Below are 25,138 nucleotides of genomic sequence, written 5' to 3' on the forward strand. Positions count from 1 at the left end.
GCCCGGGCCGGACACGGAGCCCAAGATCTACCCTGACCGGTAGGGCCACCCGGCATCCAGCACCCCGAGCGCCGCCTCGTACGACTGGGTTCGCCGGAAAGGAAGCCGGAACGACTGGGTTCACTGTCCAGCGCCGCGCTTGGATGACAGCGGACACTCGAGCACCGGGTTCGGCGGTGTGGGCAAGACCAGGGTGGCGCCGAATGCCGCCGCCGCGCTGCAGCTCCGCTTCCGCGACGGAGCGTGGCTGGTGGAACTCTCGCCGCTGCGCCGGCGGGGCGCTCTGTTGCCGCACGCCACCGCGGAGGCGCTGCCGCTCGCCGATCGGACCACGCGCCCGATGACCGAGGTGCTGGCGAAGCATCTGACCGGCCGGGAGCTGCTGCTGGTCCTGGACACCTACGAGCACTTAGCGCACCGCCCCCGTATCCTCAGCGCCCTCACACATCCCGCGGCGCTTCACAGGTACCGGTGCGGTGAGTCAGTCGAAGAGGGAAACGAGCCCGATCACCCAGATCGCCAGGAACAAGAGAGCCAGGGTCAGACAGCCGATACCCGCCAGCACACCGCCGACCGTGAAGCGCTGGGAGGCAGCCTCGTGTCCGGTGGGGCCGTCCTGGTAGGAGGCGGGGTCGTCCCAGTCGACGGGGTGTCCCAACTCCTCGGCGCAGGCGGCCCGTACGCCGGTCAGTTGCTCCTGCGCGAAGGCGGTGGCGGCCCTTGCCTCGGGGCCGTGCCAGGCAAGGGCCTTCATCCGTCGCCCGAAAGACCCGTAGCGCGACTCGAAGGCGGTGCTCTCCTCGGCGTCACGGTCCTCTTCGAGATACATCCAACGCCCCGCCTCAGCGGCATCACCGTAAAGCCGGTACACCTCAGCCAGGCGACGGCGGAGCGACAAGTCGTGCGGGAAGGACGAGAGGAGACCGCGCAGTCGTTGGCGCGCGAGGGGAACCCGGCCGGCGGCCAGGTCCGCATCGACTCGGGCAAGGGTCTCTTGCAAAGGCATGAACGCATGATCAACTACCGCACAGATCTACGTCGACCGGTTTTGGTGCTGGTCGGTTGCGCCTGCCGGTGTGTGCCGCGGCGGCCTGAGCGGCGGCGTCGTAGTCAAGGCGTCGGTGCGGTGTCCTGCTGATTCGGCATCCCGAACATTGGCGCTGCATGGGGCCGAAGTGCGCCCACCTCAGCCCCAGGTGCAACGCGGCATGACCGATTCCCCCACTACAGCACTTGGCATGCTTCCGTCACGATGAGAGGCGCGTCCACTGACCCGGGCGCGCCCACAACAGAGGGGGAAACAGTATGTCCTTGCGCAAGCTAGCGGCGGTCTCGTCCGCCATCGCGGCGCTGGTCGCGGGTCCGGTCCTGGCCGGTAACGCCTCGGCCACCACCATCGGCAGCCAGCAGGCCGCGTACGCACAGCAGGCACACGACGCGGGTCTGACCAACTCGCAGGCGGCGCAGCTGCAGCGGAAGGTGGACGCCGCGCTCGCCAGGCAGGCCGACTCCCGTCAGATCGGAGCCAACAAGCTCGCCATTCCCGGCGGCACCCTGACGCTCGCCGCGCCGGGGAAGTTCAGCGCGGCCATCGCCTGCAGCAACGGCCATCTGTGCATCCAGGACGGCCAGGGCAGCACCTGGGACTACTACTACTGCGGCTACTACGACTTCTACGGTATCGGCGACGGCGTCTTCAACAACAACCAGACCTCAGGCACCAGAGCCCGCTTCTACAACTCCAACGGCAGCGAGCGCTGGTCGAACGTGGCCAAGGCCACCGGCACGGCCTCGTGGACTCCCGTCTACCACATCCGGCCCTGCTGAACTGAGCGTTCGTAGCACGGCAGAGGTGACGAGTGCTGCTTCCGTCGCCGGGAACGGCACTTCCCCAGGGCTCCCGACCCGATGACCCAGGTCGGGAGCCCTGGGCGGGCATCGCGGCCGAAGCTCCCGCCTTGGCACGCGACTCAGCGTGCGGTCGGGTGACCCAATTGAAGGGGCCTCTGAAGGGGCCGCTTGAAGGGGCCGCATTCTGTAAAGGGTGCGGCCCTTTTTGACTTTCGAGCTGTCAACGCCCGTATCACGGGCGCGTGTTGGCGTTCACCGCTCGGCCCCCTCGCACCAGGAGGGGCCGGGCGTCGTGAAAGCTTTCCTGGACGGACAGCCGGAGCCTGACCGTCCTGTGCGCCGGCATCTGCGGAAAACGGCACAGACTCAACAACCGGTCGGTGTGCGACGGCAGCGTGTGATCGTTACTCGGCACCTCAGCGGAACGGGTACGGGCCAGTGCCGGGGCGCACGGTGATGTCCGGCTGCGGAGTACCCGCGCTGTAGATCTTGATCGCGCCGCCCGGCAGGCCCTACTCGTTCGCGCCGTGCCCGGGTGGCCACCCGATGACGCCTTCCGCTCGAACGTTGCGCAAGGACGCTCCTTCGAACCGGGCACCGGTGACGCAGGTCAGCCCGAGCGGTGGCACGCCAGTGTGCACGCTTCCGAACCTGGCGTCGGTCAGATCGGTGTCGCGCAGGTCGGCACCCCGCAGATCGCATCCGGCCAGGCTGACCTCGCGCAGTGAAGCCCCGCGCAGGTCTGCCCCGCTGAAGTCACAGAACTTGAACCAACACCCGTCCAGGGTGGCGTGGCGTAGATCGACCCCGCTGAACGAGCAGCGGGTCGGAGGCTCGCACCCGCTCAGGATGCGGGGCGGTCTCCCTTCTTGTCGACGAGGCCGGACGCGAGCAGGGCCGAGACCCGGCCTGGCTCACTGACCGACTTCCAGTGGTCGCCGTATCGCTTCAGCAGCCCTTCGCCGCTGTAGCGGTAGGTCTTGGGGTCGAAGAACACCATCACTCGCTGGTCTGGCGTGCGTTTGTCGGGGAGCGTGATCCCGATCGAGTCGCGGCCCAGCGCGTCGATCGTGCGCACGGCCCGTACCCCGGGGACGGTGGCAAGCGCCCGGTAAGCGGCGGCCAGACCCTTCGGATGGGCAGGGTTGGCCCGCGAGACGAGGACCCTCAGCGCTCGGTACACGTGCTGCGTCGAGGTTTCCCCTTCCGCCGAACCGCCGGCGTAAAAGTTTTTGGCGCGCTGCTTGACCTCGGCCGGGTCACTGCCCGGCAGAGCTGCCAGGAAGCGGAACATCTCACGCGGTGAATGGTCATCGCCGGCGTGCCCGTTCTCGAACTTCGGGTCGTCGTAGCGCAACCAGCTCTCCGCCACCCGGGGCCCGCCCTTCTCCTCGTCGGGGCCGTCCGCCTGCGACCGGATCTCGTAGACCTTGCTGTAGGCCCACTGCCCGGCGTGCGGCTGCGGCACCGGATCGTCGGCGACGGCGTCGGCGGCCTCGCGCAGGACCGGTTTGGCGCTGCCGAGGTCGAGCACGTACGCGGGTGGCGGGGCGGCGGGCAGCGCGGCGCCGTCGTCGTTCAAAAGATGGGGGCCCACGGTCGCGGCCGCCGTCAGCACCGCGGCGACGCCCACGGCCGCCAAGCGCCAGTTGGCCCGCATCCGCTTACGACGGCGCCCGGCATCCATGCCGTCGAGCAGGGCGCGCCGTGCCACGGCGAGCCGGGCCCGGTCGGCATCGGGGGCTTCGTCACGAAAAGCCCGCACCCTGTCCATCTCGTCGATCCGCACGGTCAGATCACCTCCGGTACATCGCTCATGTCGGTGCGGAACGCCGGGTCGGCGCCCAGTGCGGCCCGCACCTTGCGGCGGGCCCGGTTGAGCCGGGACCGCACTGTCCCGACGGGGATGCCGAGCGCCTCGGCGACTTCCTGATAGGTCAGGTCGGCCCAGGCCACCAGCAGCAGCACATGCCGGTCCCCGGCGGACAGCGCGGCCAGGGCGGCGGCGAGCGGTCCCTGCGCGGCGAGACGGCGATCGGTGTCGTCGACCCAGCAAGCGGCGATGGGATCGTGTCCCGTACGGGCGAGCGCGCGCAGAGCACGTACTTCGCCACGGCGCTGTTTGCCAATGAGGTGCGCCGCGATCCCGTACAGCCACGGCCGCGCGCCGGCCCGGGCAGTGTCGTAGCGGCCGCGGGCGCGGAACGCCGTCAGGAAGGTGTCGGCGGTTACGTCGTCGGCCGCGTGGTCACCGAGCCGGCGGGCGGCATAGCGGTGGATGTCGGCGGCGTACCGGTCGTAGAGCCGGGCGAACTGCTCCGGTTGTTCCAGGGAGCCTGCGATGATCCGGGCATCGCTGTCGTCAGCGGGATCAGTCGCGGGTGGTCCGGTCACGGGTCCTCCGTCCGTGGGCGGGAGTTGAGCCTGTCACCCGCTGTTCCCCGCACGCGGCGAAATGGTTCACGTCCCTCACGGGCCCCTTGGGGCGGACGGAACGCGGCTGCTGACGGTTGACGGTGATGGTCGGCGCGGTGATGCTGCTGATGGGAATGCTGCGCCTCGGCGCGGTGATGAGCTTCGTGTTGAACGCCGGTCGCGGCTGCCAACGCCGGCAGCGGCGCGGTGACGAGGTGGCAGGGGGACGTCTCGGCGCCGGTGTTGAGGTGGGCGCCGTCTCCTCGTGCGCAGACTGCCTGGCCGCAGACTGCCCGGCCGCCGGCCGCCGGCCGCCGCGCCGATCGCGCTACAGAACCTTCGGGGTGGTGGGCGGCACGGTGAGGGGGCCTGGGGTGTTGGCCCAGTGGTGCAGGGCGTTGGTGTCGGGGAAGCGGGCGACGTTCTGGCCGTGGGGGTGGCCGGTGTACTGGTGGAAGAGCCAGTCGCTTTGGATGCGGGGTTCGCCGGGGGTGGTGTGGTCGGCGATCCACAGGCCGTCCGCGTCGTAGGCGCCGGAGTTGGTCTGCAGCCAGGTGTCGTAGGTGGCGTACAGGACGATCCGGCGGCGGGGCCGCAGTTTCTTCAGGCGGCGGATGAAGCGGTCCTTGTCCTGGCTGGTGGCCCGGCTGCCATCCGCGGTGGTTTCCCAGTCCACGATCAGGACGTCACCGTCCCGGTCCGGGATGTGGGTGAGGAAGTGGCGGGCCTGGGCGCGCGGGCGGCCCGGCAGGAGGAAGTGGCAGAAGCCGACGACGAGGTGGGCGCGGCGGGCGGTGCGGGTCAGGGCTTCGAGGCGCGGGTTGGTGTGAGTGCGGCCTTCGGTTGCCTGGAGGAAGACGAACGCATGGTCGTCGGTGGGGTAGGAGGGTGGCTGGTAGGCGTTGAGGTGGAGGCCGTGCAGCATGCGGTGCTCCTCGCCGTATTCCGGGCCGGGCGCTGCCCGGATGATGCCCGGTGTTGGCTGCGATCACCCGCGGCGCCGGTCTCCGCACACCAGGATTGGTCTTCGGGCGCGGATCCTGGAGGTCTCTGCCCGACCTTCGCTCGCCGTGTATCTGGAACCGTCCGTGTCGCTGGCCCGTGGCGCCCGGGGTAACCCGCTGCAGGCGTCGCCCGCCGCACAGGTCCGCCGCAGCGGATATGCCGGCTGTGTCGGTTCCTGAGGCTCTGGTCCACTTCTTCTTGTGGTGCGGTCACACGCTGTTCTCTCTGGGGTCTTCTGCTGGGATGATCGCGTCATGCTTCACGCTGGGGGACTGGGCCTGTCATGAGGGAGTGGTCACCGGAGGTGCTTGAGGTCCTGGAGGCTTCGGGATGGAATGCGGGCAGGCGGGTCGACACGATCGGCTGGCGGTCCAGGTTCGAAGCGGTCGGCATCGTCATGCATGACGCTGCCGAGAAGTTTCTCCAGGAGTTCGGAGGGCTGACCGTGAGCGTCGGCGGCCCGGGAACATCACCCCGCGCATCGCGCGCAAGGGCGTCGAGGCCTTCCAGTGCCTGGGGCCTCATCGCTGGACCGTGGAGCGGATGGTCGCCTGGCTTGCCGGATGCTGCCGCCTGCACCGTCTCTACGGACGCAAGGCAGGACACTTCCTCGCCTTCGCCGGAATCGCCGCCGCTCTGATCCGCTACCGCAGACTTGCGACGGTCAGCAACTCGTCGTGATCCGTAAAGTACGGCTCCTATGGCGCGGCCCGACGCGATGGACCGCACCGCGTACACCGTCGAGGAACCCATGACTGACTACCTGGCTGCCGTGATGGCGATGCTCGGCCCGGCCCAGAACCGCTACGCGGACCCGGCTGCCTGGGACCGTCTCCACGCAGAGCTCGGCATACAACTTCCCACCGACTACAGGGCCCTCGTGGACGCATTCGCCCCCACCCAGATCAACGGGCATCTGTACCTCGCCCACCCCGCGACCGAACGATGGAACCTGGGCCAAAACATCCGCAACAAGATCACGGCGTGGTCCAAGGTTCCGTGGGACGACCTCGATCTCGACGCGGACGAGGACCCCCGTCAGCTCTTCGGACTCGACGAGCTGCGCTTTGGCACCCGCAACGGGCTGTGGCCGATCGCCGGCACCGACCGGGGAGAGACCATCTTCCTGCTCGCTGCTCCCGACGCTCCGAGACTCCTGGTGAACTATGACGAAACCTGGGCAGAGCACCACATGAGCTTCGCGGAATGGATCTACCGCTACCTCATCGGCGAAGACATGAGCGGGCCCAACCGTGCAGCCTTCTACCCCGGCCCCGTGCAGTTGCAGCGACTTCCGATGTCCTCTGACGAACGCCCCGAACCTTGGTACGGCCCAGACCGCGGCATGTGAGACGCACCGCTCTCGTCACAGCGGCACCCTATGAGACCACTTCTTGGACAGCGGCCTCGGCCTCGAGGTCGAAGGGGACACCTGTGAGCTGTTCGCTCGACGCCCACAGCCGTCTGCCCTGTGCGGGGTCGTCGGCGCCTGTGGGGAGTTTGGCGGGCTTGGGGGTGCCGGAGGTCTGGTCCCGTCCGGCGGGGCCGATGAACTGGCCCGACTGGGCGTAGGGGCCGGTCGCCGCGTACAGCAAGGGCCAGGCGGCGCCCTCGGCCGAGCCCATGAGGAGGCGTGCGGCTATGGGAGTGGCCATGCGGCTCAGGGTGCCGGTGCCGTGCTGCTGCAGGCCGGTCATCGCCGACCCCGGGTGGACGACGAGCGCCTCGACGGGGCTGCTTGCGGTGCGGCGCGCGAGTTCGAGGGCGTAGACGATGTTGGCGCGCTTGGACTTGGCGTAGGCGCCCATGGCGCGGTAGCTCTTTTCGCTCATCAGGTCGTCCAGCCTGCCCATCGGCCATCGTGCCGCGATGGCGCTGACGGTGACCACGCGCGGTGCGGACGAGCGGCGCACGGCGGGCCAGACCTGGGCGTCGAAGGCGAAGTGGCCGAGGTGATTGGTGCCGACCGTCATCTCGAGGCCGTCGTGGGTGGTTCGCCGCTCGGGCAGGTTCATCACGCCGGCGTTGTTGAGGAGCAGGTCGACCGTCTCGGTCTCGGCGATCCGGGTGGCCGCGTCGCGGACGGAGGAGAGGTCGGAGAGGTCGAGCACGAGGGTGTCCGTCCGGGCCTCGGGGGTCGCGGCGCGTACGGCCTCTGCGGCCCGGTCCAGCTTGGTCCGGCTGCGGCCGGCCAGGATGACGCGGGCTCCGTGCCGGGCGAGCGCGCGGGCGGTCTCGAGTCCGATCCCGCCGTTTCCGCCGGTGATCAGCGCGGTGCGGCCGGTCTGGTCGGGGATGTCGTCGGGAGTCCAGTGGTTCACCGTGGCCTCGCTCCTTGGGTTCGTTGATGGTGTGCTCCGCATGCGGTGCTCGGCAGGGTCGTGGTGCCGAGTCGGAGAGCGTGCCGAGGGTGTCCTCGGCGAAGGATTCGGCGGCGACCTGGATCAGGTTCAGGCGCATGCCGCTGCAGGCGCCGGCGGCACTGGGCCGTCATGAACTTCCAGCAGGCGTCGGTGCCGCTGTGTTCTCCCGGGCTGTTGCTGCTCCAGATCGTGTCGGCCGCCCGAAGTTGGTCGACGACAACGTCGGGACGGCCCCCGCCGACGACTTCGTAAATGAAGGGCGTCAATCCTGGTGTGCAACCCGAGACCTGCCCCCTTTCAGACCGGTGGTCTGTTGTCTGTGCACCCAACTTAGGAGACCGCTGGTCTGATGTCAAAAGACCGGCTGTCTGTAATCTGGGGGCATGACGAACTTCCAGCGCGCGCGCAGTGAGGAGCAGCGTGAGGCACGGCGCCGGGCCATCCTCGACACCACCGCCGCCATGCTCGAGGAGATGCCCATCGGCGAGATCAGCCTGAACGAGCTGAGCCGCCGTGTCGGGCTGGCGAAGTCCAATGTGCTGCGCTATTTCGAATCGCGTGAGGCGATCCTGCTGGAACTGCTCGACCGCGCCTGGCGGCAGTGGGTGGCCGACTTGCCTGCCCTTGTGCACGCCGGTATCGACCAGGACGCTCCGGTGAGCCGGCGTGCAGAGCAGTTCGCCGCCGTCATCGCGGGCTCCCTCGCCCAACGGCGGGTCCTGTGTGACCTGTTGAGCGCGCAGGCGGGCGTGCTGGAACACAACGTTTCCCCGCAGGTGGCCGCCCGCTACAAGCGCGCGGCCGTGGCCAACGTCGCCGACATCGCGGCCTTGGCCCATCAGCAGCTTCCTGAGCTGGGCGACAGCGCACCGCAGTTGACCGCAGCCATGATCATGGCCGTCGGTGCCGTGTGGACGCACGCGCGGCCCTCCCCGGCGATGCTCGCTGCCTACGAAGCCGACGCCTCACTCACCGCGTTCAAGCTGGACTTCGTGACTGCCCTGCAGGACATGCTGGCCACGCTCATCGTGGGCACGATCGCCCGCGCCTCCGCCTGAGCCCGTTCTGCCCCCTTCGCCTTGCTGCATCCGCGCCCGTCATCATCATGGGTGCGGCACCATGGTCGCCCCCACCGCCCGCACTTCGGTCTCCACCGGTGCCTCCGCCGCCACCGGCTCCTGCAACGGCGCGCAGTCCCGACTCTTGTCCTGTCCGAACTCTCCGACCGCACCGACCTCCACAACGTTCAGCTGCGGCAGCCGTTTCAATACGTCGTCGCACACCGGCAACATCCCGCCAGGGCAGCGGATGTCGCGAGCCGGCCGAATCGATCAACGCCCACGACAAGTTGCATGAGCCAGGATCCTGCGAAGGGGAACGGGGCAACGTGGCGTCTGGGGTGCGTTGCAGTCCGCCTGGCCCGGGCGGGGAGGGCGTCAAGTACGTCTCGGTTCAATGCGATCCGCCATGCGCCGGGCAGCGGCTCGGCGACGGCCCGCCGGATCAGCTCGTGCCGAAAGCCGGCGCGCTCGGGGGTCACGGTCAGCAGACCGCTCTGCTCGGTTCGGGCCAGCACGGCCACCCCGTCCTCCCACTGTGCCTGTCCCAGCTCGCCTAAGACACTGCCCGCACCTCCGACGAGTTCACGGAAGGGGCCGAGCGGACGCCGCGTATCCAGAACGTCGCACTCGCCGCCCGCCGCGGTCCGTCTCCCGGAAGCGACGGTTTTGCGGCGCGCGGCGCACCGGGTGGCTCAGTCCTGCTGCTCCAGCGTGTCGGCGAAGGCGCGGAGGGCGTCGGCCAGATCCTTCTTGGTGGGCAGTTCATCGACCTTCTTCTCGAGACCGTCGATGCGTTTCGCCAGTTCGTCGAGGTCCGCGGGGGCCGTGGGAGGCGTGGTGGGCACGTCCGTGGGGGCCGGGGGATCGGACGGCTCCGGGGTCGGGTCCGTACCGCCCGAGCCTCCCGCATCCGTACCGCCCGAGCCTCCCGTATCCGTACCGGCCGAGCCTCCCGCATCCGTACCGCCCGAGACGCCACCGGCCACGCCGCCACTGCCGTCGGAGTCACCGCCGTCGGTTCCGCCCGACACACCAACGGGGCCGCCGTCACCGCCGCCGGTGTCGGCACCGACGCTTCCTCCTCCGTCGGACGGATCCGCGGACACAGCGGTAGGGCCGGAGGCCGCTCCGCCCTGGTCCGTCACGGCGATCGCCCCGCCCACACCCAGCACCATCGCGGCCGCCGCGCCGATCAGTGCCACTGTCATCCGGCGCGCCTGAAACTTCCTTATAATTGTCATGTGACGGACACTAACTATCGATCTGCGCGGAAGGATCCCTTCCGAGATTTCAGCACCGAGCTCTCTTCCTCGCGTACTCGCAGGAGTTCGGCCGGCCTACGCCGACGCCTCATAACGGCCACTGATATCTGCGGCTCGCGCGATCGAATCGATCATCCATTCAAAGGAACCGCACTCTAATCGGATGACGGCGGCGTCGCTCGGGCGCTGGTGGCAGTAGCGGAGCGGAGCGATGCTCCCAGAGGTCGTCGGGAACGGGGTCTGATCATCAGGTACAAGAGCTTTCGTCCCCCTCGTTTGGCTGCAGCGGTGCAAACTGCCGCAATGCGCTATTGCGGATCATCCACAGGCGGAAGGACCCCTCCTCCTGAGCCATCGCCAGGAGCTGTACCGGGGCCAGAGCAGCCAGCCGACCCGCGTACACGTGAACATGGCCGGCTACACCTCGTTGAAGCCACGCGAAGCGTCGTAGATGTCGGTCTCGATGACGACCACGAAGAAGCTCGTCACGACGTAGTGGACCATGACGCTGTCTTCCCAGGCCGAGCGCGTCACGGCGTCGTTCGTGTAGGCCAGGTGACTGCCGGCGCCGAAGGGCTCAGCCGCGATCCTGTCGACCAGACGCAGAAACTTCTCTCGATCTGCGGCCGGCATGTAGTCACGGAATCGCGCCACCTGTTCGGTGAACTGCACACGTTTGTTCATCGAGGCGGGATTCTAATAGGACTGCGTTACTGACCTTCTCGGGATGAGACAACCACGATGGTGAGCCATTCCTGCTCGTCCGCGTACCGGCGCATCCCGGCCGTCCGGTGGGTGTTGCGATGGTCCTAGAGAAGGACGATGGGGGCCTAGAGCTGGATGTGGGCGCGGACGCTGAGGTCGCGGTGGTCGGTCCCGGCTCCTCGTGCGACAGATGACCGTCGGCGTACGCCCCCTGCACGCGCCCCACGGTGGTGTCGCGTGCGTCTTCATCGGAGTGCGGTGCCGGGTTCTGAGGGGGAGGGGGCTCCCTTTCGCCCTACCTCCGGTCGGTGAGAGGGCGCGGCGCTCCGGAACGATGCGGCCCAGGGGCCGTTGTGCGGTGGGGGCCCGAGCCTGTTCCACAGCTCGGGACGGTGACCAGGGTCCATGCGTCGATGTCCTGATAGCGCCGCGGGCCCGAATGGCCTCTTATCGTGCTGCCGACCAGGTGGAGGCGTTCGGTCCGCCAGGGGCTTCCGGTGAAGCCGTCGAGGCAGGTGGCCGCCGCCGTCACGGACGCGTTGTCGTAGCGGCGAGCGCGGGCCAGCGTGAGGTGGGGGCGCAGCGGACGTTCGGCGAAGGCGACGTCGCAGTCCCTGATCCGCGCCCTTACTGCCGCGGCCAGCTCGTGCAGTCCGTCGAGATCGCCCTCGATGCCGCTCCACAGCACCCGCCCGTCGAAGTGTCCGCCCCCGAGCAGTGCCAGTTCGAGAGAGGGGCGGGCGGCCGCCAGGTCGGCGAGGGGTGAACGAAGGCGGTGGACGACGTCCACCGGCAGCTCGCCCAGGAAGGCCAGGGTGATGTGCCAGTCCTCGATGCGGTTCCAGCGCAGGCCGGGATGGGCGGCGTAGGCCGGGCTCAGCGCGTGCGCCAGCTCGTTCTTCGCATGGTCGGGCGGCGCGAGGGCGATGAACGCGTGCTGGGCAGCGGTCTGAGGCGGTTCGGTCACGGATGTTTTCTACCTCATGCGTTCGCCGTCCTCCCGCGTGCCCGGACTTCGGCGACGGCGGAATAGGACGGTCGCCCGGGGCCTTGTGCAGGATGCAGGACCGAACCGCCCGACCGCGTGACCGCAGTGGCATCCACCTCCGAAGGAGCAGTTCCATGGCCCTGACCCGCGAAGAGCGTGAGCAATTCCTCGCCGAGCCGCACATCGCGGCCCTGGCCGTCGACGCGGGCGAGGGAAGGGCGCCACTGACCGTGCCGATCTGGTACCAGTACGCGCCCGGCGGCGACATCTGGATCCACACCGTCAAGGGCTCGCGCAAGCATGAACTCATCGCGAAGACAGGCCGGTTCACGCTCATGGTCGACCGCGTCGAGCCGACCGTCCGCTACGTGTCCGTCGAGGGCCCGGTGATCTCCACGGTCCCCGCCACCCGCGCGCATCTGACCGAGATGGCTACGCGCTATCTGCCGCCCGAGAAGGTCGACGGCTACATCGAGTTCGCCGAGGCGACCCACGGCGAAGCGGTCATCATCACGGTCCGCCCGGAGCGCTGGCTCTCCTCCGACCTCGGCAGCGTCTGACCGGTCAGGGCAGGCGTTCGGGGGTGCTCGCAGAGCAACCCGCCGGCGTAAAGGCCGCTGCCCACAAGCCGTCTCGCGCGACAGACCTTGCGGCGTCCCACAGCCGTGGCAACGTGTCTTCGCGATGACCTATCCGAAGCCGTTCCGTTCGTCGAGCAACCGCGCTGGGCACAGGTTTTCCTGGGCCAGGAGCTGCACCTTTCGCGTCGCCGGCCTCTGAGTATGTGGCTTCAGCTCGGAGAGGGGCCGGAGAGAGCGATGCGGACGGCTGTGAGCAGTTGATCGTCGGTTGCCCCTGCGCGACGCCCGTCTGCGATGTACGTGTGGGCGGCCTCTGCCAGCTGTGTCTCGCGGGAGCGTGCGGGGCGTGGGGTGACGCGTGTTCCTGCTCCGCTCCGGCTGATGACCAGGTCGGCGGCTTCCAGTTCCCGGTAGGCGCGGGCGACGGTGCCTGCTGCCAGCCCCAGGTCTGCTGCCAGCTGTCGTACGGCCGGAAGCCGGTCGTTCGCCGCCAGATGGCCGCCGAGGATGAGGTCGGCCAACTGCAGCCGCACCTGTTCGTACGGGGGGACGGGACTGGAGGTGTCCACACGCACGGTCGGTTGGTTCATGCGGCGGCCTTCCGCGCTGTGGACAGGCGTGCCAGGTGGACCAGGAGGTGGATGAGTGCGGCTGCGGATCCGGCGATCAGGAGGTAGGAGGTGACCTGGAAGGGCAGCAGCCCCGAGACGTTGCACGGGGCGGTGGCCAGTACGTCGGTGTAGGCGTTGGCCAGCAGGGCGGAGGCGAGCAGCGATGAGGCCACCAGGCATCCCCATGCCAGGGTCACCGCTTCGGTCGAGGCTGCGCGCAGTGCGTTGTCCATCGTGCGTGATGGCGAACTCGTGGGAAGCGCGGGCCGAGCCGCGATTTTGCGTAGGGCGAGCAGGCACACGCCCCCTCCGCCGACGACCGAGACGAGCACGCCCAGGGCCGGCGACAGGGCTGCTCTTGGAATCTCCATGACGGAGCCGTTCGGGCAGGAGTAGCTCAGGAGGCTGCCGGAGGCGGCCATCCGGCTGGTCACTGTCATGAGGGCGGCGGCCACCGCAGCCTGCGCCACGAGGAGCAGCCCGAGCAGGGGGCCGTGGCGCCGGGGGAGGTAGTCCCGTACTCGGCGAGGCGTCAGTCCTGCCGTGCGGACCGCCCCCGTGGGGCGCGTGATGAGGAGTTCACTGGCCAGAACCGCGGCTACGACGCAGGCGCCGAAGACTGGGCCGGCCAGCCAGGGATCCGGGCCGAGGCCGCCGTACATGAGAACGACGGCTGTGGCCAGGCCTACGATCAGGCCGACTCGTCGCCAAGTTTGCGCGCGCCGGTGATACCGCCCGAGCGTGTCCTCGAGTGGGAATTCTCCGCGGCGCCCGGTGCACAACACCACGATTGTTCCTATGGCGAAGGGGGCGGCCAGGGTTGCGTTGAACGGCAGGGACACTGAACCTCCAGCACTTGTATCAAGTCTCTGACACAAGTTGCCCCGCGGAGGTCAATGTGTCAAGTGCTTGGTACAAGCGTGCACCGCCCTCGCTGTCGTCCGGGCCCGCGCCGCGACACGGGTCCCGTATCCGGCGGGCAACGCGGTGGCGTGCCGGGGGGGATGCGGTGAAGGCCTGGGCGGTATGAGGGAGGACCTCGAAGAATTTCTCGGTGACGTGAGAGCGAGAGAGCGGCTCATTGTGGGGACTTGAGCGACTGGTACCGGGAGGGGGCCTGGTGTCCGGAGGCCTGGAGACCGTCACCGACGCGAACAGTGCCCTGGACGGCACCATTCAGCGGGCCCTCTGATCGTCGGGGCGGCCGTGGACGACCTCGACGCCGACGTTCAACAGTGTTCCGTGGATGAGGACTTCGTCCTTGAAGACCTGGTCCACCAATGCCTCCTCCAGGCGCATTCCGCACCGCTCGGCAGCCTGATCGAGCAGGATGGTGCCGGCCGTGTTGTCGTGGGCCGATGCGGCCGGCATGACGACGCCAGTGATCGGCCCAGAACGTCGCCCGCCAGTCTCCGCTTGCGGCCCGAGGCCTTCTTGTCGGCGTCCAGTCCTGTCGTGGTCCTCGGGACACCCGCGGCCGCGCGGAGGGACCGGGTGTCGATGATCATGAAGGGCGGGGCCTCAAATCGCTTCGCTCTCTCCCGCACCTGGCAGCGCAGGAGTTCGCAGATCCGCTGGTCGAGAACGTCCTGGCGCCACGGGCCGAAGCAGTAGAACACCGCCGACCAGGCCGGGAGGCCGTGGGGTAGGTAGCGCCACCGACAGCCCGTCCGTTTCTGATGGAAGATCGCGTTCACGACCTCCCGCAGGTCGCACGCTCCGGGATCCCTGGTCGCTGACCGTGCCACCCGGTCCTGCTATGTCGAGTAGGCGGCGTGCGTGAAGATCAGTACCACGATCGAGCGATCACGAACCATGGAAGATCGGACTTGACGACCTCTCAGACTTGAACGATGTGCCCTGCGCGCGTGACTGACTGGCTGTCACAGCCCCTGATTGCAGAGCGAGTTAACGCCATCTCGGATGCAAGGTGCACGTCAAATGTTAGCCTCCTCCCCTTATCCACAAAGGGGAGGCATCGAGTGAAGAAACTACAGAGTTTCGCGTCCGTGCTGGCACTCTTGACCGGAATCGCCACTGCCTCGACAACGTCCGCCCACGCCGCTACGGACAGGAGTGGGGCGGAACGGCTGAACATCCCGAACAGCAGTGCATGCAGGGCGGGCCGCACCGTCATGCAAGGCATGGTCGCGGGGTCGGGCGGCCAGCTCTACATCATTTTCACCAAGGCGGGCGGGGCGGAGCCGGTCCTGTCCAGATGGTTGCGCGACGGCTCGACCTGGGACGGTGCCAGCTGGACCTGCGCCGGGGCGCCGACCTCCATACCCGCACTCGGCCACGGCAACGACCTCGCCTACCATCCGGACTATCGGGGCCAGGGTGCTGCCCTGATTGCCACCCAAGGAAGTCAATCGGCTTACCCGAGCGCCGATGTGACGGTCATTCACCTGGACTCGTCGGGATCTGTTGGCGCAAGCGAGGTGGTCCATCTGCCCATCGGCAATATCAGCGGCCTCTGCTACAGCGCGACGGCGGCCGACGGAGCCGGCAAATATGCTGCCCGCCGCTTGGGCAACCTGTGGACCCATCCCGGTGCCGGTTCGCTGACGAGCGGATGGACGCTGGTGAAGAGCAACCTGACGAGTCATGACAATCGTTCCGACCAGGGCATGGACTGCTCCGAGAACTACATCTGGAACACCAAGTCCATCACAACTTCAACGCCCGATACCGGGTGGAACTGGGTGTACCAGTACAACTGGTCCGGAGGTGACGTGGAGAGCGATATCGGAATTCCGGGGAACGGCCTGACCGACGAGATCGAAGATGTTACCCACATTGGGGGCGACTTCTTCATCGGCGTCAACCGAAACGGCGGAAGCGCCGACTCCGTGAAGGTTTTCATCGAGTGAAGTCATTCCCTCCGCCCAGCTGAGAACGCGGCACCGTCCAGCGATCCGCACACGCGAACCGCCGTCAGCGAGGCCCGGTTCTGCCAGGAGGAGTGGAAGGGCCCTGACCTGCTGTGCTCACACTTGCCTGGGACACGGGAGGCCAGATCCTCCCGGAGAACTGTGGGCATCTCGTCGCGTGGCAAGGCTCCTTACGCACTGCGCCGCAGAACGCCGGGTCGTCATTGTGCTCGCCGTCCAGTGCCGTTTTCGTCCACTGCGGTAGGAGCACCTCGGATCCACGGCCGGTGAGCGCGTGGCCGGGCGGGAGCGGCCCGTCGCCCGAGGGTGTGCGGCCCGTCGCCCAGGGGTGTGCGGCGGCGGGCGAACTCGGCGATGACCCGCCCGGCGACGGCCTGGTCGAGCAGGCCGTGGTCGTCGGTGGGGCGGCGGACGGCGTCGACGAGGTCGTCCGGTGCGGCGTCCTTCAGGAGGAAGCCGACGGCCCCGGCTTCGAGCGTGCCGAACACGTAGTCCTCCAGGTCGAAGGTGGTCGCCATGAGCACCGCCACGCGTCGGGCCCGGCTGAGACGATCTGATGCCAGGACTGTTCCCCGTGGTGCCAAACCTCGGAAGGCGCGGCGAACGGCTGACGCTGACCCGTTCAGAGGGCAGTGCGCGCCTGTCGGCTCCACCACACCACCGCGTAGAGAAGCAGTGCCGCGATCAGGACGGCGCCCGCCTCCTTCGCGGCGCCGGACAGGAGGCTTTCGGCTGCTTGGGCGCGTGTCAGTTCATGCGCGTCCGCCAGGTTCCTGCGCCCGCCGTCCACGATGCCCGCTATGGCGATCAGGGCGAAGGTCCACCGGGTTGCGCGCACCCTCCGTGAAGCCGGCCGCCCTGCGCCCCCGTGGCCGTCAGGTCGTGGGCGGCGTCGCCATAGATGCACCGCAAGGGCCGCCAAGCCGGCGACCGTGCTCACGTGTTGCAGGGCTCGGGCCCACGTCAGGTCCCCGACCAGCGGGTCTCGCAGGAGGGCCAGGCGGGACACGGCGTAGCCGTCGCCATGGGTGAAGGAGTCCCACACCAGATGGGTAGCTATGCCGATCAGCAAGGAGAGCGGCACCCACAACACCGACCGCCATCCTCCTCCGGCCGACGTTTCTCGCTCGCGGGGCGGTGGCGGAACGGGCTGGGACCGAGCGTCGGGTGCGCGGGACGGCAGCAACGCCTTGAGGGGACGACGGAGGGCCCGTTGCAGTCCGTACAGCGTCAGTGCGTACGGCAGGGCGACGGTGACCATCCCGGCCGGCGAGTGCGAGGTGGTGGCGTTCAGCAGAGGCTCGTACCAGGACTGGGCGTTGACCGGGATGCCAGTGCTCGCGGCGAAATACGGCATGTCCGGGGCCAGAGATCCGGCAATCAGTGCGGAGGCCGCGAGGGGTCGCCGTCGAAGGAGTGGCAGGACCGCTGCGGGGTGGGACAGGGTGAACGGCATCGTGGACCTTCACGGTGGAAGACGGCGGCGGGCCGCACCAGACCTGACGGCCGGATGCTCCACCGAAGTGTATATGCCGATGAACAGACTATGGCGGGACGAGGGGAGTAGAGGCGTCGATGCCCGTCAGGAGCGCGCAGGTTCCTCTTACGTAGATGAACGGCATATGTTGCTCGTATGAGTGAGCGCGTGATGCAGGAGCCGACCCTGATGGTGTTGACTGCCCTGGCCGACGAACCCCGGCACGGCTACGCCATCGCGCAGGAGGTGAAGTCGATCTCTCAGGGGCGGGTCGTGCTGCGGACCGGCACGCTGTACAGCGCGCTGGAACGGCTGGCGAACGACGGACTGATCGAAGTGCACCACGAGGAAGTGGTGGACGGGCGCAACCGCCGCGTCTACACCCTCGCCGCGGCGGGGCGGGCCCGCCTGGCCCAGGAAGCGCAACGGCTTGCGGACTCGGCCCGCGAGGCACGGAGGCGACTCGGCCTGGCAGTCGGCGAAGCCGGAGCCACGGCGTGATCGGCTACGTTCTGCGGCTCTACCCGCGAACGTACCGCGACGACTTCGGCGCGGAGCTGCGGGACGCCTACGACGAGGCGACGGCTGGTGCTTCGCCGGCCGCGCGGGTGCGGGAGGCGGCGGACATCGCCGCGCACGCACTGCGCACGCGTCTGCGGCTGACGTCCAGCGACCCGGCCGGACGCATCGCGCCCGCCGCGGCGCTGCTGTCCCTGGCCGCAGCGGCGGCCGTCTGCGGCCTGCATCTGAGTCGCGTGTACGTCGGGTGGGCCTCCTCTCCCGGACATGTGCCGATGGCCGTCGACACCTGGACTGCGATGGCCCTTTGCGCGCTCCTGGTGTGCGGGGGCGCCGCCGTCGCGCTGGCGCGGTGGTGGCGCTGGGGCTCGCGGCTCGCTGCTGTGGGTCTGCTCGGCTACGCGGGCGCGGCCTACGCCAGCGGTCCGGCCTTCGCCGACCCGGTCGTGACCCCGGCGGCGTGTGCTCTCACCGCCATAGCCGTGCTCGCATGCCCACCTGATCTGCCGCCCTCGGCCACATTGATGCCTGCCGCCGGGGGAGTGGCAGCCGCGATCTGGCTGCCCTTGACTGCGGTCTACGCCGGGGCGGTCCCCGTCAGCACCGACTACGGCTACTGGCCGTTGTGCGTGCTGCTGGCGGCCGGGCTCTGCAAGACGCTGCGCACCCCGTCGCCCGGGCTCTGCAAGACGCTGCGCACCCCGTCGCCCGGGCTCGCGAGTGCCATGGCAGCACTGCCGTCCTGTCCACTGCTGATCGCCCACGGCTACACCATGGGCGGGCAGGTGACGACACCGCTGCTGGCGTGCTGCGCCGTGCTGCTCACGCTCACCGCCGCCCCCACGGTCCTGCGCAGAGGCCGACGGGCCGTCGCCAAGCGTTGAGATCAGCTGCGCCGTACGAGACTACGGCGTCGTCCTTGAGCACCAGCGTGGTGACGGGGTCCTTGGTGTACGGAGGAACGTGCGCACCGATGCGGTAGGCAGTGGGCCTCAGTCAGCTTGAAGACGCAGGTCAAAGAGCTGGTGTGACGGTCGTTCGGGGTGCTCATGCTGGTCAGCGGAGCCGCGTTGGTATCTGGCTGCCATCGTGTGGAACACCTTCTTCGGTTCCCAGCGCTTCTCGTCGAGCATCCTGACGACACCGTAGGAGCCAAGGTCTTGCTCCCCGGGCCTGCTGTAACCGGCGAAGGTGAACCAGAGCGCGGTGTCCACGCCTTCCTCCTCGAAAATGTCCAACAATTCGGTGAGGTAGCGCGCCTGCTCGTCTTCGTCCGGGACCGCGCCGTGCGGCACCTGCCAGGCCATGCCGCCACGTTCTCCCGCGCCCTGGTACGCGCAGGTTCCGTACTCGGTCACCGCGACCGGTTTGCCGTGGGCGAGGTGCCCGCGCAGCTCGTCACGGAAGCTGTCGGCGTTGTAGGCGGCCCGGTAGGCATCGACGCCGACGAGGTCGAACGCGCCCCAGTCGACGGACTCCCAGGGAGCCGATGCGTAGGTGACCTGCCCGCCGAAGTGCGTACGGACGGTCGCGGCGACCTGGGAGAGGAAGTCGTTGAGGCGTTCTTGCACCGGTCCCAGGGAGGACCACCACTCCATGTCGGCGCCGGCCATGGCCCGCATACGGTCGCCATAGGTGTCGCCAGGGAGGAAACCACCGCAGAACGCGCTGATCTCGCAGCCGGCGACGAACACCACATCGGCGCCGGCCTCCCGTACGGCTTCGGCCCGGGCGGCGCAGTCGGCGAAGAACGGGAGCAACTGGTCGCGGGGAAGGTCCACGGGAAAGGGGGCGAACCAGACCTCGAGGCCGGCGTCTGCAGCGTGTCTTGCGGCGAGGCTCAGCCGTTCGGGCTCTCGTCCCGAGATACGAACGGCGTCACAGTGGAGATCTCCGGAGATCACCGCCATGTCGTGCCGGACCGTCCCAGGGGTGAAGCCCTTGCGGGAGAGTTCTTCCCCTGGGAGGAACCCTGTGTCGTAGTTGATGCCCCGTGCGCGCACGTCTGTGTCCCTTCGCTGCCGTTGCCGTGTTCGAGCAAGTCAAAGCCGCGCTCGGGGTCCTTGGCCAGAGGGCGGCTGCCAAAGGTGACGTCGCCGAAAACTCGGATCAGGGGTCAAGGCCCGACGGCGTGGCTGCGGGCCGCATGCCGAGCCACTGCTCAGCGTTCCAGGCCCGAAACCGCTCCACTTCGGCGAACCCCAGCTTTGCCGCGAGGCGCATCGAGTTGACGTTGGCGGTCTGGGTTGCGAGTACCACCGGCTCGCCAGGAAGAACGTCATCGAACCAGTCAAGGGCAGCCGCGCATGCCTCGGTGGCGTATCCGAAACCCCACGCTTGTGGCAGGAACAGGTAGCCGAGATCAGCCTTCCCCACGGCGGCCGGACGATGATGTTCCGCAGCTCTCCTGAGGAGGACTTGGCCGATCATCGCCCCGTCGAGCTCGATGACGAAACTCCCCGGCCAGCACTCGGGCACCGGGGGCAATTCGAGTTCAAGCTCGTCACGCGGCCGGGGGCCGCCGAGGTAGGTGTGCACTTCCGGCGACGCCAGCAGATCGATGAACGCCTTGCGGTCCCGGACCGCGGGCTCACGGAGCACGAGCCTCTCGGTCGCGATCGGGGCGGGCGGCCAGGCAATGGGTCCGAGGTCGGTCATGCCGGCCAGTTAAGCAGGGGGGATCGGACCGCTCGAACTCACCGAAACGCCGGCTGCCGTTGAGCTGTGGAGAGGGTGCTGTGCCCGGCAACGATGAGGCTTCGACACGGCAGACCGAGGATGAGGCTTCGACACGGCAGACCGAGACGGACCGAGGGCCGAGACGGACCGAGACGGACCGAGACGGACCGAGACGGACCGAGGTGGGGCAGGGGCCACGTTTCTGGTCGTGCCGACCGTGGACTCTCGCGGCGGGCCACCGGGATCGCCCTGGCACTGCTTGCCGGAGCGTGGGTTCCCCTGCCCTGATCGGCAGCGCCATCGGCGCCGTCGTGTGGACACCGGCAACGTGCCGACCGGCTGGGGAGGCCGTCAGCCCTCTAGCTCCATGGCCGCCATCAGTGCGTCCAGTAGACCCGGCGCGGCCTTTTGGAGGGCGGTGCGGCGGAGGCGGTGCCCGCGCGAAGGCCCGACCATGACCGGGTGGAAAACGCCCGCCTCGACCAGGATCTTGAAGTGGTGGGTCGCGGTGGACTTGTTCAGGCCCTCGTAGAGGTCCGAGCAGGGGGCTTCGGCGGCGGGGTCCACGGCCAGTCGGCGGACCATTTCCAGGCGTACGGGATCCGCGAGTGCGCGCAGCAGTTTCTGGACCGGGGCGACGGGCGGCAGCTGGTCGGAGGGGGTCTCCCAGGGCGGCATCAGACGACTCCAAGTTTGACGTGCATCGTACTTCTCCCTAGCATCCACGAAGTACGACACACATCATACTTCCCAGGAGTCCTTGTGCCGGCACTTTCCCCGGGGCGACGTCCCCAGCCATGGAGCTATGCGACCCTCCTCGTTCTTCTCATGCTCGGGCAGGCGACGTCCGCCATCCCCTCGCCGCTCTACTCCCTGTATGCCGAGAAATGGGACTACCCGCCCTTCCTCACCACCGTCATCTTCGCCGCGTACGGGGCCGTCGCGGTCGTCGCGATCCTCCTCTCCGGGGCTCTGTCCGACCGGTACGGCCGTCGGCCCGTGCTTCTCGTCGCCGTCCTGCTGCTGCTCGCCGGGCTGGCCGTCTTCGTCTTCGCCGCGGGTCCCGGACATCTCGTCGTGGCGCGGATGCTCAACGGCCTGGGGATCGGCGCGATCGTCGTCGTCGGCGGGGCTGCTCTGCTGGACGTGAGCCCCGAGCGGGCGGCCCGCAGCGGGACTCTCACCGCCATCGCGTTCAACGTCGGCATCGCCGCTGCCGCGCTCGGTACGGCGGGCCTCGCCCAGACCGGTTTCCACCCCCTGCTCCTGCCCTACCTCGCCGACGCGTTCATCGCCCTCGTCCTGTTCGTCCTCCTCCTGGTGATGCGGGAGCCGCACCCCTCGGTCGGGGCCGCGCCTCTGGGAATCCCTCGTCCGCACGTGCCCAAGGAGATCCGTGGACGCTTCGTCTTCGCGGTGATCGGCGCCGGAGCCGCCTGGGCCGTGCTCGGGGTCTGCTTCTCGCTGGAACCCTCGATCGCCGCCCACGCGGCGCATGTTGACGGACCCTTCTTCGGCGGTGTCGTCATTGCGGCCGTGGCCCTGGCCGCCGCCTGCGCCCAGGTCGTCAGCGCGCGCTACCCGGCCCGCACGGTCGCACTCGTCGGCGACACGGCGCTCGCCGTGCTCATGCTGGCCGGGGTGGCCGGCTTCGCGACCGGCAACGCCGGCGTCATCATCGTCACCGTCGCACTCCAGGGCGGCGCCTACGGGCTCGCCTTCGGCGGCTCCCTGCGCCACCTGACCGCTCACATTCCCGCCGAGCGGCGCGGAGCTGTCATGTCCATGTTCTACCTGCTCGCGTACGGCGCGCTCATCACGCCCACGCTCCTCGTCGGTATCGGCGCCACGGTCTGGAGCGACACTGCGATCTTCCCCGTCTTCTCCGTGCTCGCCGCCCTTCTCTGCGTCTCCGCCGTGGTCGTCGAGCGCGTACTGGGGCGTCGAGGAGGACAGTCTGCGGTGACGGCGGCGTCGACGGCTGAGGCGCCCCGGATGAGCGAGGCCGACTGACCGGTGACCTCGAAGCTGCCCACCTCGGCAAACCGCCGCGATAAGCAACGACCGAGCACGAAAGGGCTCACCGGAGGAGAGCTACATCCATGCTCGATCGAGGAACACAACTTGCAGGGCGGGGCTTTCGTCCAGATGGTGAAGACCGTCAGCAGGGAGATGTGCGTCGGGGTCGAAGTCGACAGGCTGACCGGGCACGCCCGCATCGCACGCGGCCGGACAGAAATCCGGACAAGACCCCGACCAGGTCGGACGGACAGCTGACTGTCCGGGACAGGCAACTCCTCTGGACCTCCGTCAGCTCGCCCTCGCAAGCTCTGATCTGCCCCGCAAACAAGCGGGCCAGTGACTCGGTAATCATGTGGGGGAAAGCGTGTCTCACACCATCGGAAAAATCCTGGGAACTGCCGCGGTGGCCACCGGCCTTGCGGTACTCCCGTCCGCAGCGAGCGCGGCACAGGGGCCGATCAGCGGCGCAAGCTACCGCGGATGCACCACGGTGACCGGCACCTACGGCTGGGAACTCACGAGCGCAGGCCTGGACATGTACCGCACGTGGGGCAGTGCCCGGCTCGTCAACCATCCCTCCAAGTGTCCTACCGGTTTCACGGCCGGCGTCCTGCAGCGCTCGACGACACACACCACGGATCACAGCTGGAACTTCTACGCCGCGGTCGACCCCGGCGGGACTTTCACGCGCGATCTAAGTGACACGAATGTCCGCGGTGTCCGCTTCCGCATCTGCAACGTGCACAGCGGCGGCGTCATCGACGGCTGCGGTCGGGTCCAGTAGTCGCGGACAACCAAGTGGTAGCAGCCCGTGTCTCGGTATCGGTATCGCAGCAGGAAGAGGACGCGGCACTCACCGCACGGCGCCCTGTCCTGACCTGACGTGACCGGGCTGCGAACCGTCAGCTGGGCTTCTTCACCGCGGTGATGGTCGTTCTCTTGAAGGCGGCGACCGGCGCGTTTGTGAAGTCGCTGATCTCGCCCCACTGCACGACGGTGTTGGTGCCCAGCAGGCAGGGAACTTCCGGTGCCGTGGCGACGGCATCACTTCGGGCCTCGTTGTCCTTCGGAGTGGAAGACCATCTCGCCCTCGACGAACGTCATCCTCACCTGCGTGGCGTGCACTTGGGTGATCGGTACGTCGAAGGGGTTCTGGTCGACGACGATGACATCGGCGAGCATGCCCGGCTCGATGCGTCCGACCCGGTGCGCCATTCCCTCCTGGCGCGCGGAGTTGACCGTGAAGAGGTCGAAGGCATGCTCCAGGGGGATCGCCTGGTCCGGGCCGAAGGAGTCGGGGCCGCCTCCCGGTTCCCGGCGGGTGACGAGGGTCTCGATGGCGGCCCACGGGTTCACCGACGGCACGACGCACCAGTCCGATCCCGCGACGACCAGCGCGCCGCCTTGGAGCATCTCGCGCACCGGCCATACGCGCCGGATCGCGGCCGGGCCGACGGCGGCCGCGATGTCGGCGCAGATGGGGGAGGGCCGCCACAGGTAGGGGGAAACCTCGAACGTGGCGCCGATCCGCGCGGCACGCCCGATGTCGGACTGCGTCACGAACGTGCAGTGCCCCACGTTGTGCATGCAGGGACCGGGCCCGTTGGCCGCGCGGGCGGCCTCGATGGCGTCGAGCGCCGCCCTGACCGCCGCGTCGCCGGCCGCGTGGAACTTCACGGTGATGCCCATCCGGTCGAACCGGGTCACCGCCTGGTTCAGGACCGCCCGCGCGACGGCGAGCATCCCGTGCCGGCCCACCTCGTCGTCCCGGCCCTCCACCGTGTCCGCGTAGGGCTCGATCATCGCCGCGGTGTGGTTGTCCGTCGGCACCCCGTCCAGGAAGATTTTCACGCAGTCGGGCGCGATGCGGGCGCTCGCGTAGAGGTTTCGCATGGCGATCAGGTCGTCGCACCCGGGGTCGTACGGAGACCACACGAGACTCAGGCGCACCCGCTGCCTGACGGCTCCTCGCGCCGCGAGACGAGTGTAGGCGCGCAGTTCGGAGTGCGGCCCGGCGGTGAACCCGACCGCGGCCTCGGTGAACGACGTGATCCCGTAGGAGAGCATTTCCCCCAGGGCCCACTCCAGAGCCGCCTCCACCTCCTCATCGGCAGGTTTGGGTGCCGAGGCCGCGAGCAGCTCGGCGGCGGTCTCGCGCTGTATGCCGCTCGGACAGCCCGCGACGTCCCGCTCGAAGATGCCCCCCGGAGGGTCCGGTGTGCCGGGGCCGATTCCCGCGGCCCTGAGTGCCGCGCTGTTGACCCATGAACTGTGGCCGCTGGTGTCCTCGAGGACAACGGGGTGGTCGGGGGCGATGACGTCGAGCATGCTCCGGTCCGGGCTGATGCCGAGCGCGGACGCGTCCCACTGCCCGCCGAGGACCCATGCGCCGGGGGCGGCCCGGGCCACGTGCTCGGCGACGATGCTCAGCGTCCGGTCCAGGCTTGAGCCCTGGGGGACCTTGCAGCGGCGTTCGCGGACCCCGGCGTAGATCGGGTGCACATGCAGGTCGTGCAGGCCCGGCAGAACGGTGTCCCCGGCCAGGTCGATCACCCGCGTGTCCGGTCCCCGCCGTTCGAGCACCTCCGCGCCGCCGCCTACCGTCTCGATGACACCGGCGCGCACGGCGAGCCCCTCGGCCCGGCCGGAAACCGTCCTGACGTGCCCACCCACCAGGATCGTGTCCGCGTACCTGTCGGTCATGG

28 protein-coding genes and 2 pseudogenes are annotated in these 25,138 nt (G+C 68.7%); 11 read left to right on the forward strand and 19 right to left on the reverse strand.

The features are described 5' to 3' along the window. Positions 1 to 481: 481 nt before the first annotated feature. A complete protein-coding gene (locus ABD366_RS27165) occupies positions 482 to 1,006 on the reverse strand; it encodes a DUF6584 family protein (RefSeq protein WP_324765699.1) in 525 nt (174 codons plus the stop codon). 299 nt (positions 1,007 to 1,305) lie between these two features. Between ABD366_RS27165 and ABD366_RS27170 the strand changes: the two genes are divergently transcribed. Next, entirely contained in the window at positions 1,306 to 1,827 is a 522-nt protein-coding gene (locus ABD366_RS27170) for a hypothetical protein (RefSeq protein ID WP_324765698.1), read from the forward strand. Between the two features lie 536 nt (positions 1,828 to 2,363). On the opposite strand, the gene ABD366_RS27175 is transcribed toward ABD366_RS27170, so the two are convergent. The 4 genes from ABD366_RS27175 to ABD366_RS27190 form a co-directional block, all read right to left on the reverse strand. Continuing rightward, on the reverse strand, positions 2,364 to 2,702 hold the full coding sequence (locus ABD366_RS27175; protein WP_344442660.1) for a pentapeptide repeat-containing protein: 339 nt from the start codon (positions 2,700 to 2,702) through the stop codon (positions 2,364 to 2,366). After that, on the reverse strand, positions 2,696 to 3,640 hold the full coding sequence (locus tag ABD366_RS27180) for a CU044_5270 family protein (protein WP_324765697.1): 945 nt from the start codon (positions 3,638 to 3,640) through the stop codon (positions 2,696 to 2,698). Before ABD366_RS27180 ends, ABD366_RS27175 begins: the two co-directional genes overlap by 7 nt. 2 nt (positions 3,641 to 3,642) lie before the next feature. Continuing rightward, positions 3,643 to 4,245, reverse strand: a complete 603-nt coding sequence (locus tag ABD366_RS27185; protein ID WP_324765696.1) for an RNA polymerase sigma factor — start codon at positions 4,243 to 4,245, stop codon at positions 3,643 to 3,645. A gap of 349 nt (positions 4,246 to 4,594) precedes the next feature. Further along, entirely contained in the window at positions 4,595 to 5,191 is a 597-nt protein-coding gene (locus ABD366_RS27190) for a GH25 family lysozyme (RefSeq protein ID WP_324765695.1), read from the reverse strand. 363 nt (positions 5,192 to 5,554) lie between these two features. Between ABD366_RS27190 and ABD366_RS43510 the strand changes: the two are divergent. The 3 genes and pseudogenes from ABD366_RS43510 to ABD366_RS27200 all read left to right on the forward strand — a co-directional run. Next, positions 5,555 to 5,740 (forward strand): annotated as a pseudogene (locus ABD366_RS43510) (SUKH-3 domain-containing protein); the annotation flags it as partial. A 74-nt stretch (positions 5,741 to 5,814) separates the two neighbouring features. Then, complete coding sequence (locus ABD366_RS43515; RefSeq protein WP_411293599.1) at positions 5,815 to 5,952, forward strand: hypothetical protein; 138 nt, start codon at positions 5,815 to 5,817, stop codon at positions 5,950 to 5,952. A 19-nt stretch (positions 5,953 to 5,971) separates the two neighbouring features. After that, the gene (locus tag ABD366_RS27200; protein WP_324765694.1) at positions 5,972 to 6,622 is read left to right on the forward strand and encodes an SMI1/KNR4 family protein; all 651 of its coding nucleotides are present in this window, start codon (positions 5,972 to 5,974) and stop codon (positions 6,620 to 6,622) included. A 28-nt stretch (positions 6,623 to 6,650) separates the two neighbouring features. On the opposite strand, the gene ABD366_RS27205 is transcribed toward ABD366_RS27200, so the two are convergent. Beyond that, the gene (locus tag ABD366_RS27205; RefSeq protein ID WP_324765693.1) at positions 6,651 to 7,592 is read right to left on the reverse strand and encodes an oxidoreductase; all 942 of its coding nucleotides are present in this window, start codon (positions 7,590 to 7,592) and stop codon (positions 6,651 to 6,653) included. Between the two features lie 425 nt (positions 7,593 to 8,017). On the opposite strand from ABD366_RS27205, the gene ABD366_RS27210 reads away from it, so the two are divergent. Next, on the forward strand, positions 8,018 to 8,692 hold the full coding sequence (locus ABD366_RS27210) for a TetR/AcrR family transcriptional regulator (RefSeq protein WP_324765692.1): 675 nt from the start codon (positions 8,018 to 8,020) through the stop codon (positions 8,690 to 8,692). A gap of 695 nt (positions 8,693 to 9,387) precedes the next feature. On the opposite strand, the gene ABD366_RS27215 is transcribed toward ABD366_RS27210, so the two are convergent. The 3 genes from ABD366_RS27215 to thpR all read right to left on the reverse strand — a co-directional run bounded on the left by ABD366_RS27215 (position 9,388) and on the right by thpR (position 11,629). Further along, on the reverse strand, positions 9,388 to 9,903 hold the full coding sequence (locus ABD366_RS27215) for a hypothetical protein (protein WP_324765691.1): 516 nt from the start codon (positions 9,901 to 9,903) through the stop codon (positions 9,388 to 9,390). Between the two features lie 471 nt (positions 9,904 to 10,374). After that, a complete protein-coding gene (locus ABD366_RS27220; RefSeq protein WP_324765690.1) occupies positions 10,375 to 10,641 on the reverse strand; it encodes a hypothetical protein in 267 nt (88 codons plus the stop codon). Between the two features lie 316 nt (positions 10,642 to 10,957). After that, the gene (gene thpR / locus ABD366_RS27225) at positions 10,958 to 11,629 is read right to left on the reverse strand and encodes an RNA 2',3'-cyclic phosphodiesterase (RefSeq protein WP_324765689.1); all 672 of its coding nucleotides are present in this window, start codon (positions 11,627 to 11,629) and stop codon (positions 10,958 to 10,960) included. Positions 11,630 to 11,784: 155 nt separating this feature from the next. Between thpR and ABD366_RS27230 the strand changes: the two genes are divergently transcribed. Further along, complete coding sequence (locus tag ABD366_RS27230) at positions 11,785 to 12,210, forward strand: pyridoxamine 5'-phosphate oxidase family protein (protein WP_324765688.1); 426 nt, start codon at positions 11,785 to 11,787, stop codon at positions 12,208 to 12,210. Positions 12,211 to 12,440: 230 nt separating this feature from the next. Here the strand turns inward: ABD366_RS27230 and ABD366_RS27235 are convergent, their stop codons facing one another. From ABD366_RS27235 to ABD366_RS27250, 4 genes and pseudogenes are all read right to left on the reverse strand, one after another. Beyond that, complete coding sequence (locus ABD366_RS27235; RefSeq protein WP_324765687.1) at positions 12,441 to 12,821, reverse strand: GntR family transcriptional regulator; 381 nt, start codon at positions 12,819 to 12,821, stop codon at positions 12,441 to 12,443. Further along, entirely contained in the window at positions 12,818 to 13,504 is a 687-nt protein-coding gene (locus tag ABD366_RS27240) for a hypothetical protein (protein ID WP_324765686.1), read from the reverse strand. Before ABD366_RS27240 ends, ABD366_RS27235 begins: the two co-directional genes overlap by 4 nt. 514 nt (positions 13,505 to 14,018) lie before the next feature. Further along, complete coding sequence (locus ABD366_RS27245; RefSeq protein WP_324765925.1) at positions 14,019 to 14,213, reverse strand: hypothetical protein; 195 nt, start codon at positions 14,211 to 14,213, stop codon at positions 14,019 to 14,021. A gap of 257 nt (positions 14,214 to 14,470) precedes the next feature. After that, positions 14,471 to 14,590: pseudogene (locus tag ABD366_RS27250) on the reverse strand (transposase); the annotation flags it as partial. 234 nt (positions 14,591 to 14,824) lie between these two features. On the opposite strand from ABD366_RS27250, the gene ABD366_RS27255 reads away from it, so the two are divergent. Then, a complete protein-coding gene (locus ABD366_RS27255; RefSeq protein WP_324765685.1) occupies positions 14,825 to 15,715 on the forward strand; it encodes a hypothetical protein in 891 nt (296 codons plus the stop codon). 221 nt (positions 15,716 to 15,936) lie between these two features. Here the strand turns inward: ABD366_RS27255 and ABD366_RS27260 are convergent, their stop codons facing one another. Both ABD366_RS27260 and ABD366_RS27265 read right to left on the reverse strand, forming a co-directional pair. Then, positions 15,937 to 16,254 carry a response regulator gene (locus ABD366_RS27260; protein WP_324765684.1) on the reverse strand — a complete coding sequence of 106 codons (318 nt, stop codon included), beginning with the start codon at positions 16,252 to 16,254 and terminating at the stop codon, positions 15,937 to 15,939. A 104-nt stretch (positions 16,255 to 16,358) separates the two neighbouring features. Beyond that, the gene (locus tag ABD366_RS27265; protein WP_324765683.1) at positions 16,359 to 17,192 is read right to left on the reverse strand and encodes a DUF4184 family protein; all 834 of its coding nucleotides are present in this window, start codon (positions 17,190 to 17,192) and stop codon (positions 16,359 to 16,361) included. A gap of 177 nt (positions 17,193 to 17,369) precedes the next feature. Here ABD366_RS27265 and ABD366_RS27270 point away from each other — a divergent pair, with 177 nt between their 5' ends. Together ABD366_RS27270 and ABD366_RS27275 are read left to right on the forward strand one after the other, a co-directional pair. After that, positions 17,370 to 17,714, forward strand: coding sequence for a PadR family transcriptional regulator (locus ABD366_RS27270; protein WP_324765682.1), 345 nt, complete (start codon positions 17,370 to 17,372; stop codon positions 17,712 to 17,714). Continuing rightward, positions 17,711 to 18,616, forward strand: a complete 906-nt coding sequence (locus ABD366_RS27275; protein WP_324765681.1) for a hypothetical protein — start codon at positions 17,711 to 17,713, stop codon at positions 18,614 to 18,616. Before ABD366_RS27270 ends, ABD366_RS27275 begins: the two co-directional genes overlap by 4 nt. A 108-nt stretch (positions 18,617 to 18,724) precedes the next feature. On the opposite strand, the gene ABD366_RS27280 is transcribed toward ABD366_RS27275, so the two are convergent. The 3 genes from ABD366_RS27280 to ABD366_RS27290 form a co-directional block, all read right to left on the reverse strand. Next, complete coding sequence (locus ABD366_RS27280; RefSeq protein WP_344442632.1) at positions 18,725 to 19,513, reverse strand: glycoside hydrolase family 113 protein; 789 nt, start codon at positions 19,511 to 19,513, stop codon at positions 18,725 to 18,727. Positions 19,514 to 19,841: 328 nt separating this feature from the next. Then, complete coding sequence (locus ABD366_RS27285; RefSeq protein WP_324765679.1) at positions 19,842 to 20,390, reverse strand: GNAT family N-acetyltransferase; 549 nt, start codon at positions 20,388 to 20,390, stop codon at positions 19,842 to 19,844. 372 nt (positions 20,391 to 20,762) lie between these two features. Beyond that, complete coding sequence (locus ABD366_RS27290; protein ID WP_324765678.1) at positions 20,763 to 21,089, reverse strand: ArsR/SmtB family transcription factor; 327 nt, start codon at positions 21,087 to 21,089, stop codon at positions 20,763 to 20,765. Between the two features lie 150 nt (positions 21,090 to 21,239). Here ABD366_RS27290 and ABD366_RS27295 point away from each other — a divergent pair, with 150 nt between their 5' ends. Together ABD366_RS27295 and ABD366_RS27300 are read left to right on the forward strand one after the other, a co-directional pair. Then, a complete protein-coding gene (locus ABD366_RS27295) occupies positions 21,240 to 22,424 on the forward strand; it encodes an MFS transporter (protein WP_324765677.1) in 1,185 nt (394 codons plus the stop codon). A gap of 373 nt (positions 22,425 to 22,797) precedes the next feature. Continuing rightward, positions 22,798 to 23,217, forward strand: a complete 420-nt coding sequence (locus ABD366_RS27300) for a hypothetical protein (RefSeq protein ID WP_324765676.1) — start codon at positions 22,798 to 22,800, stop codon at positions 23,215 to 23,217. 260 nt (positions 23,218 to 23,477) lie between these two features. Here ABD366_RS27300 and ABD366_RS27305 read toward each other — a convergent pair whose 3' ends face one another. Further along, positions 23,478 to 25,136 carry an amidohydrolase gene (locus ABD366_RS27305; RefSeq protein WP_324765675.1) on the reverse strand — a complete coding sequence of 553 codons (1,659 nt, stop codon included), beginning with the start codon at positions 25,134 to 25,136 and terminating at the stop codon, positions 23,478 to 23,480. Positions 25,137 to 25,138 lie beyond the last annotated feature (2 nt).

It is taken from the genome of Streptomyces kunmingensis (assembly GCF_039533535.1).
Lineage (GTDB): Bacteria > Actinomycetota > Actinomycetes > Streptomycetales > Streptomycetaceae > Streptomyces > Streptomyces kunmingensis.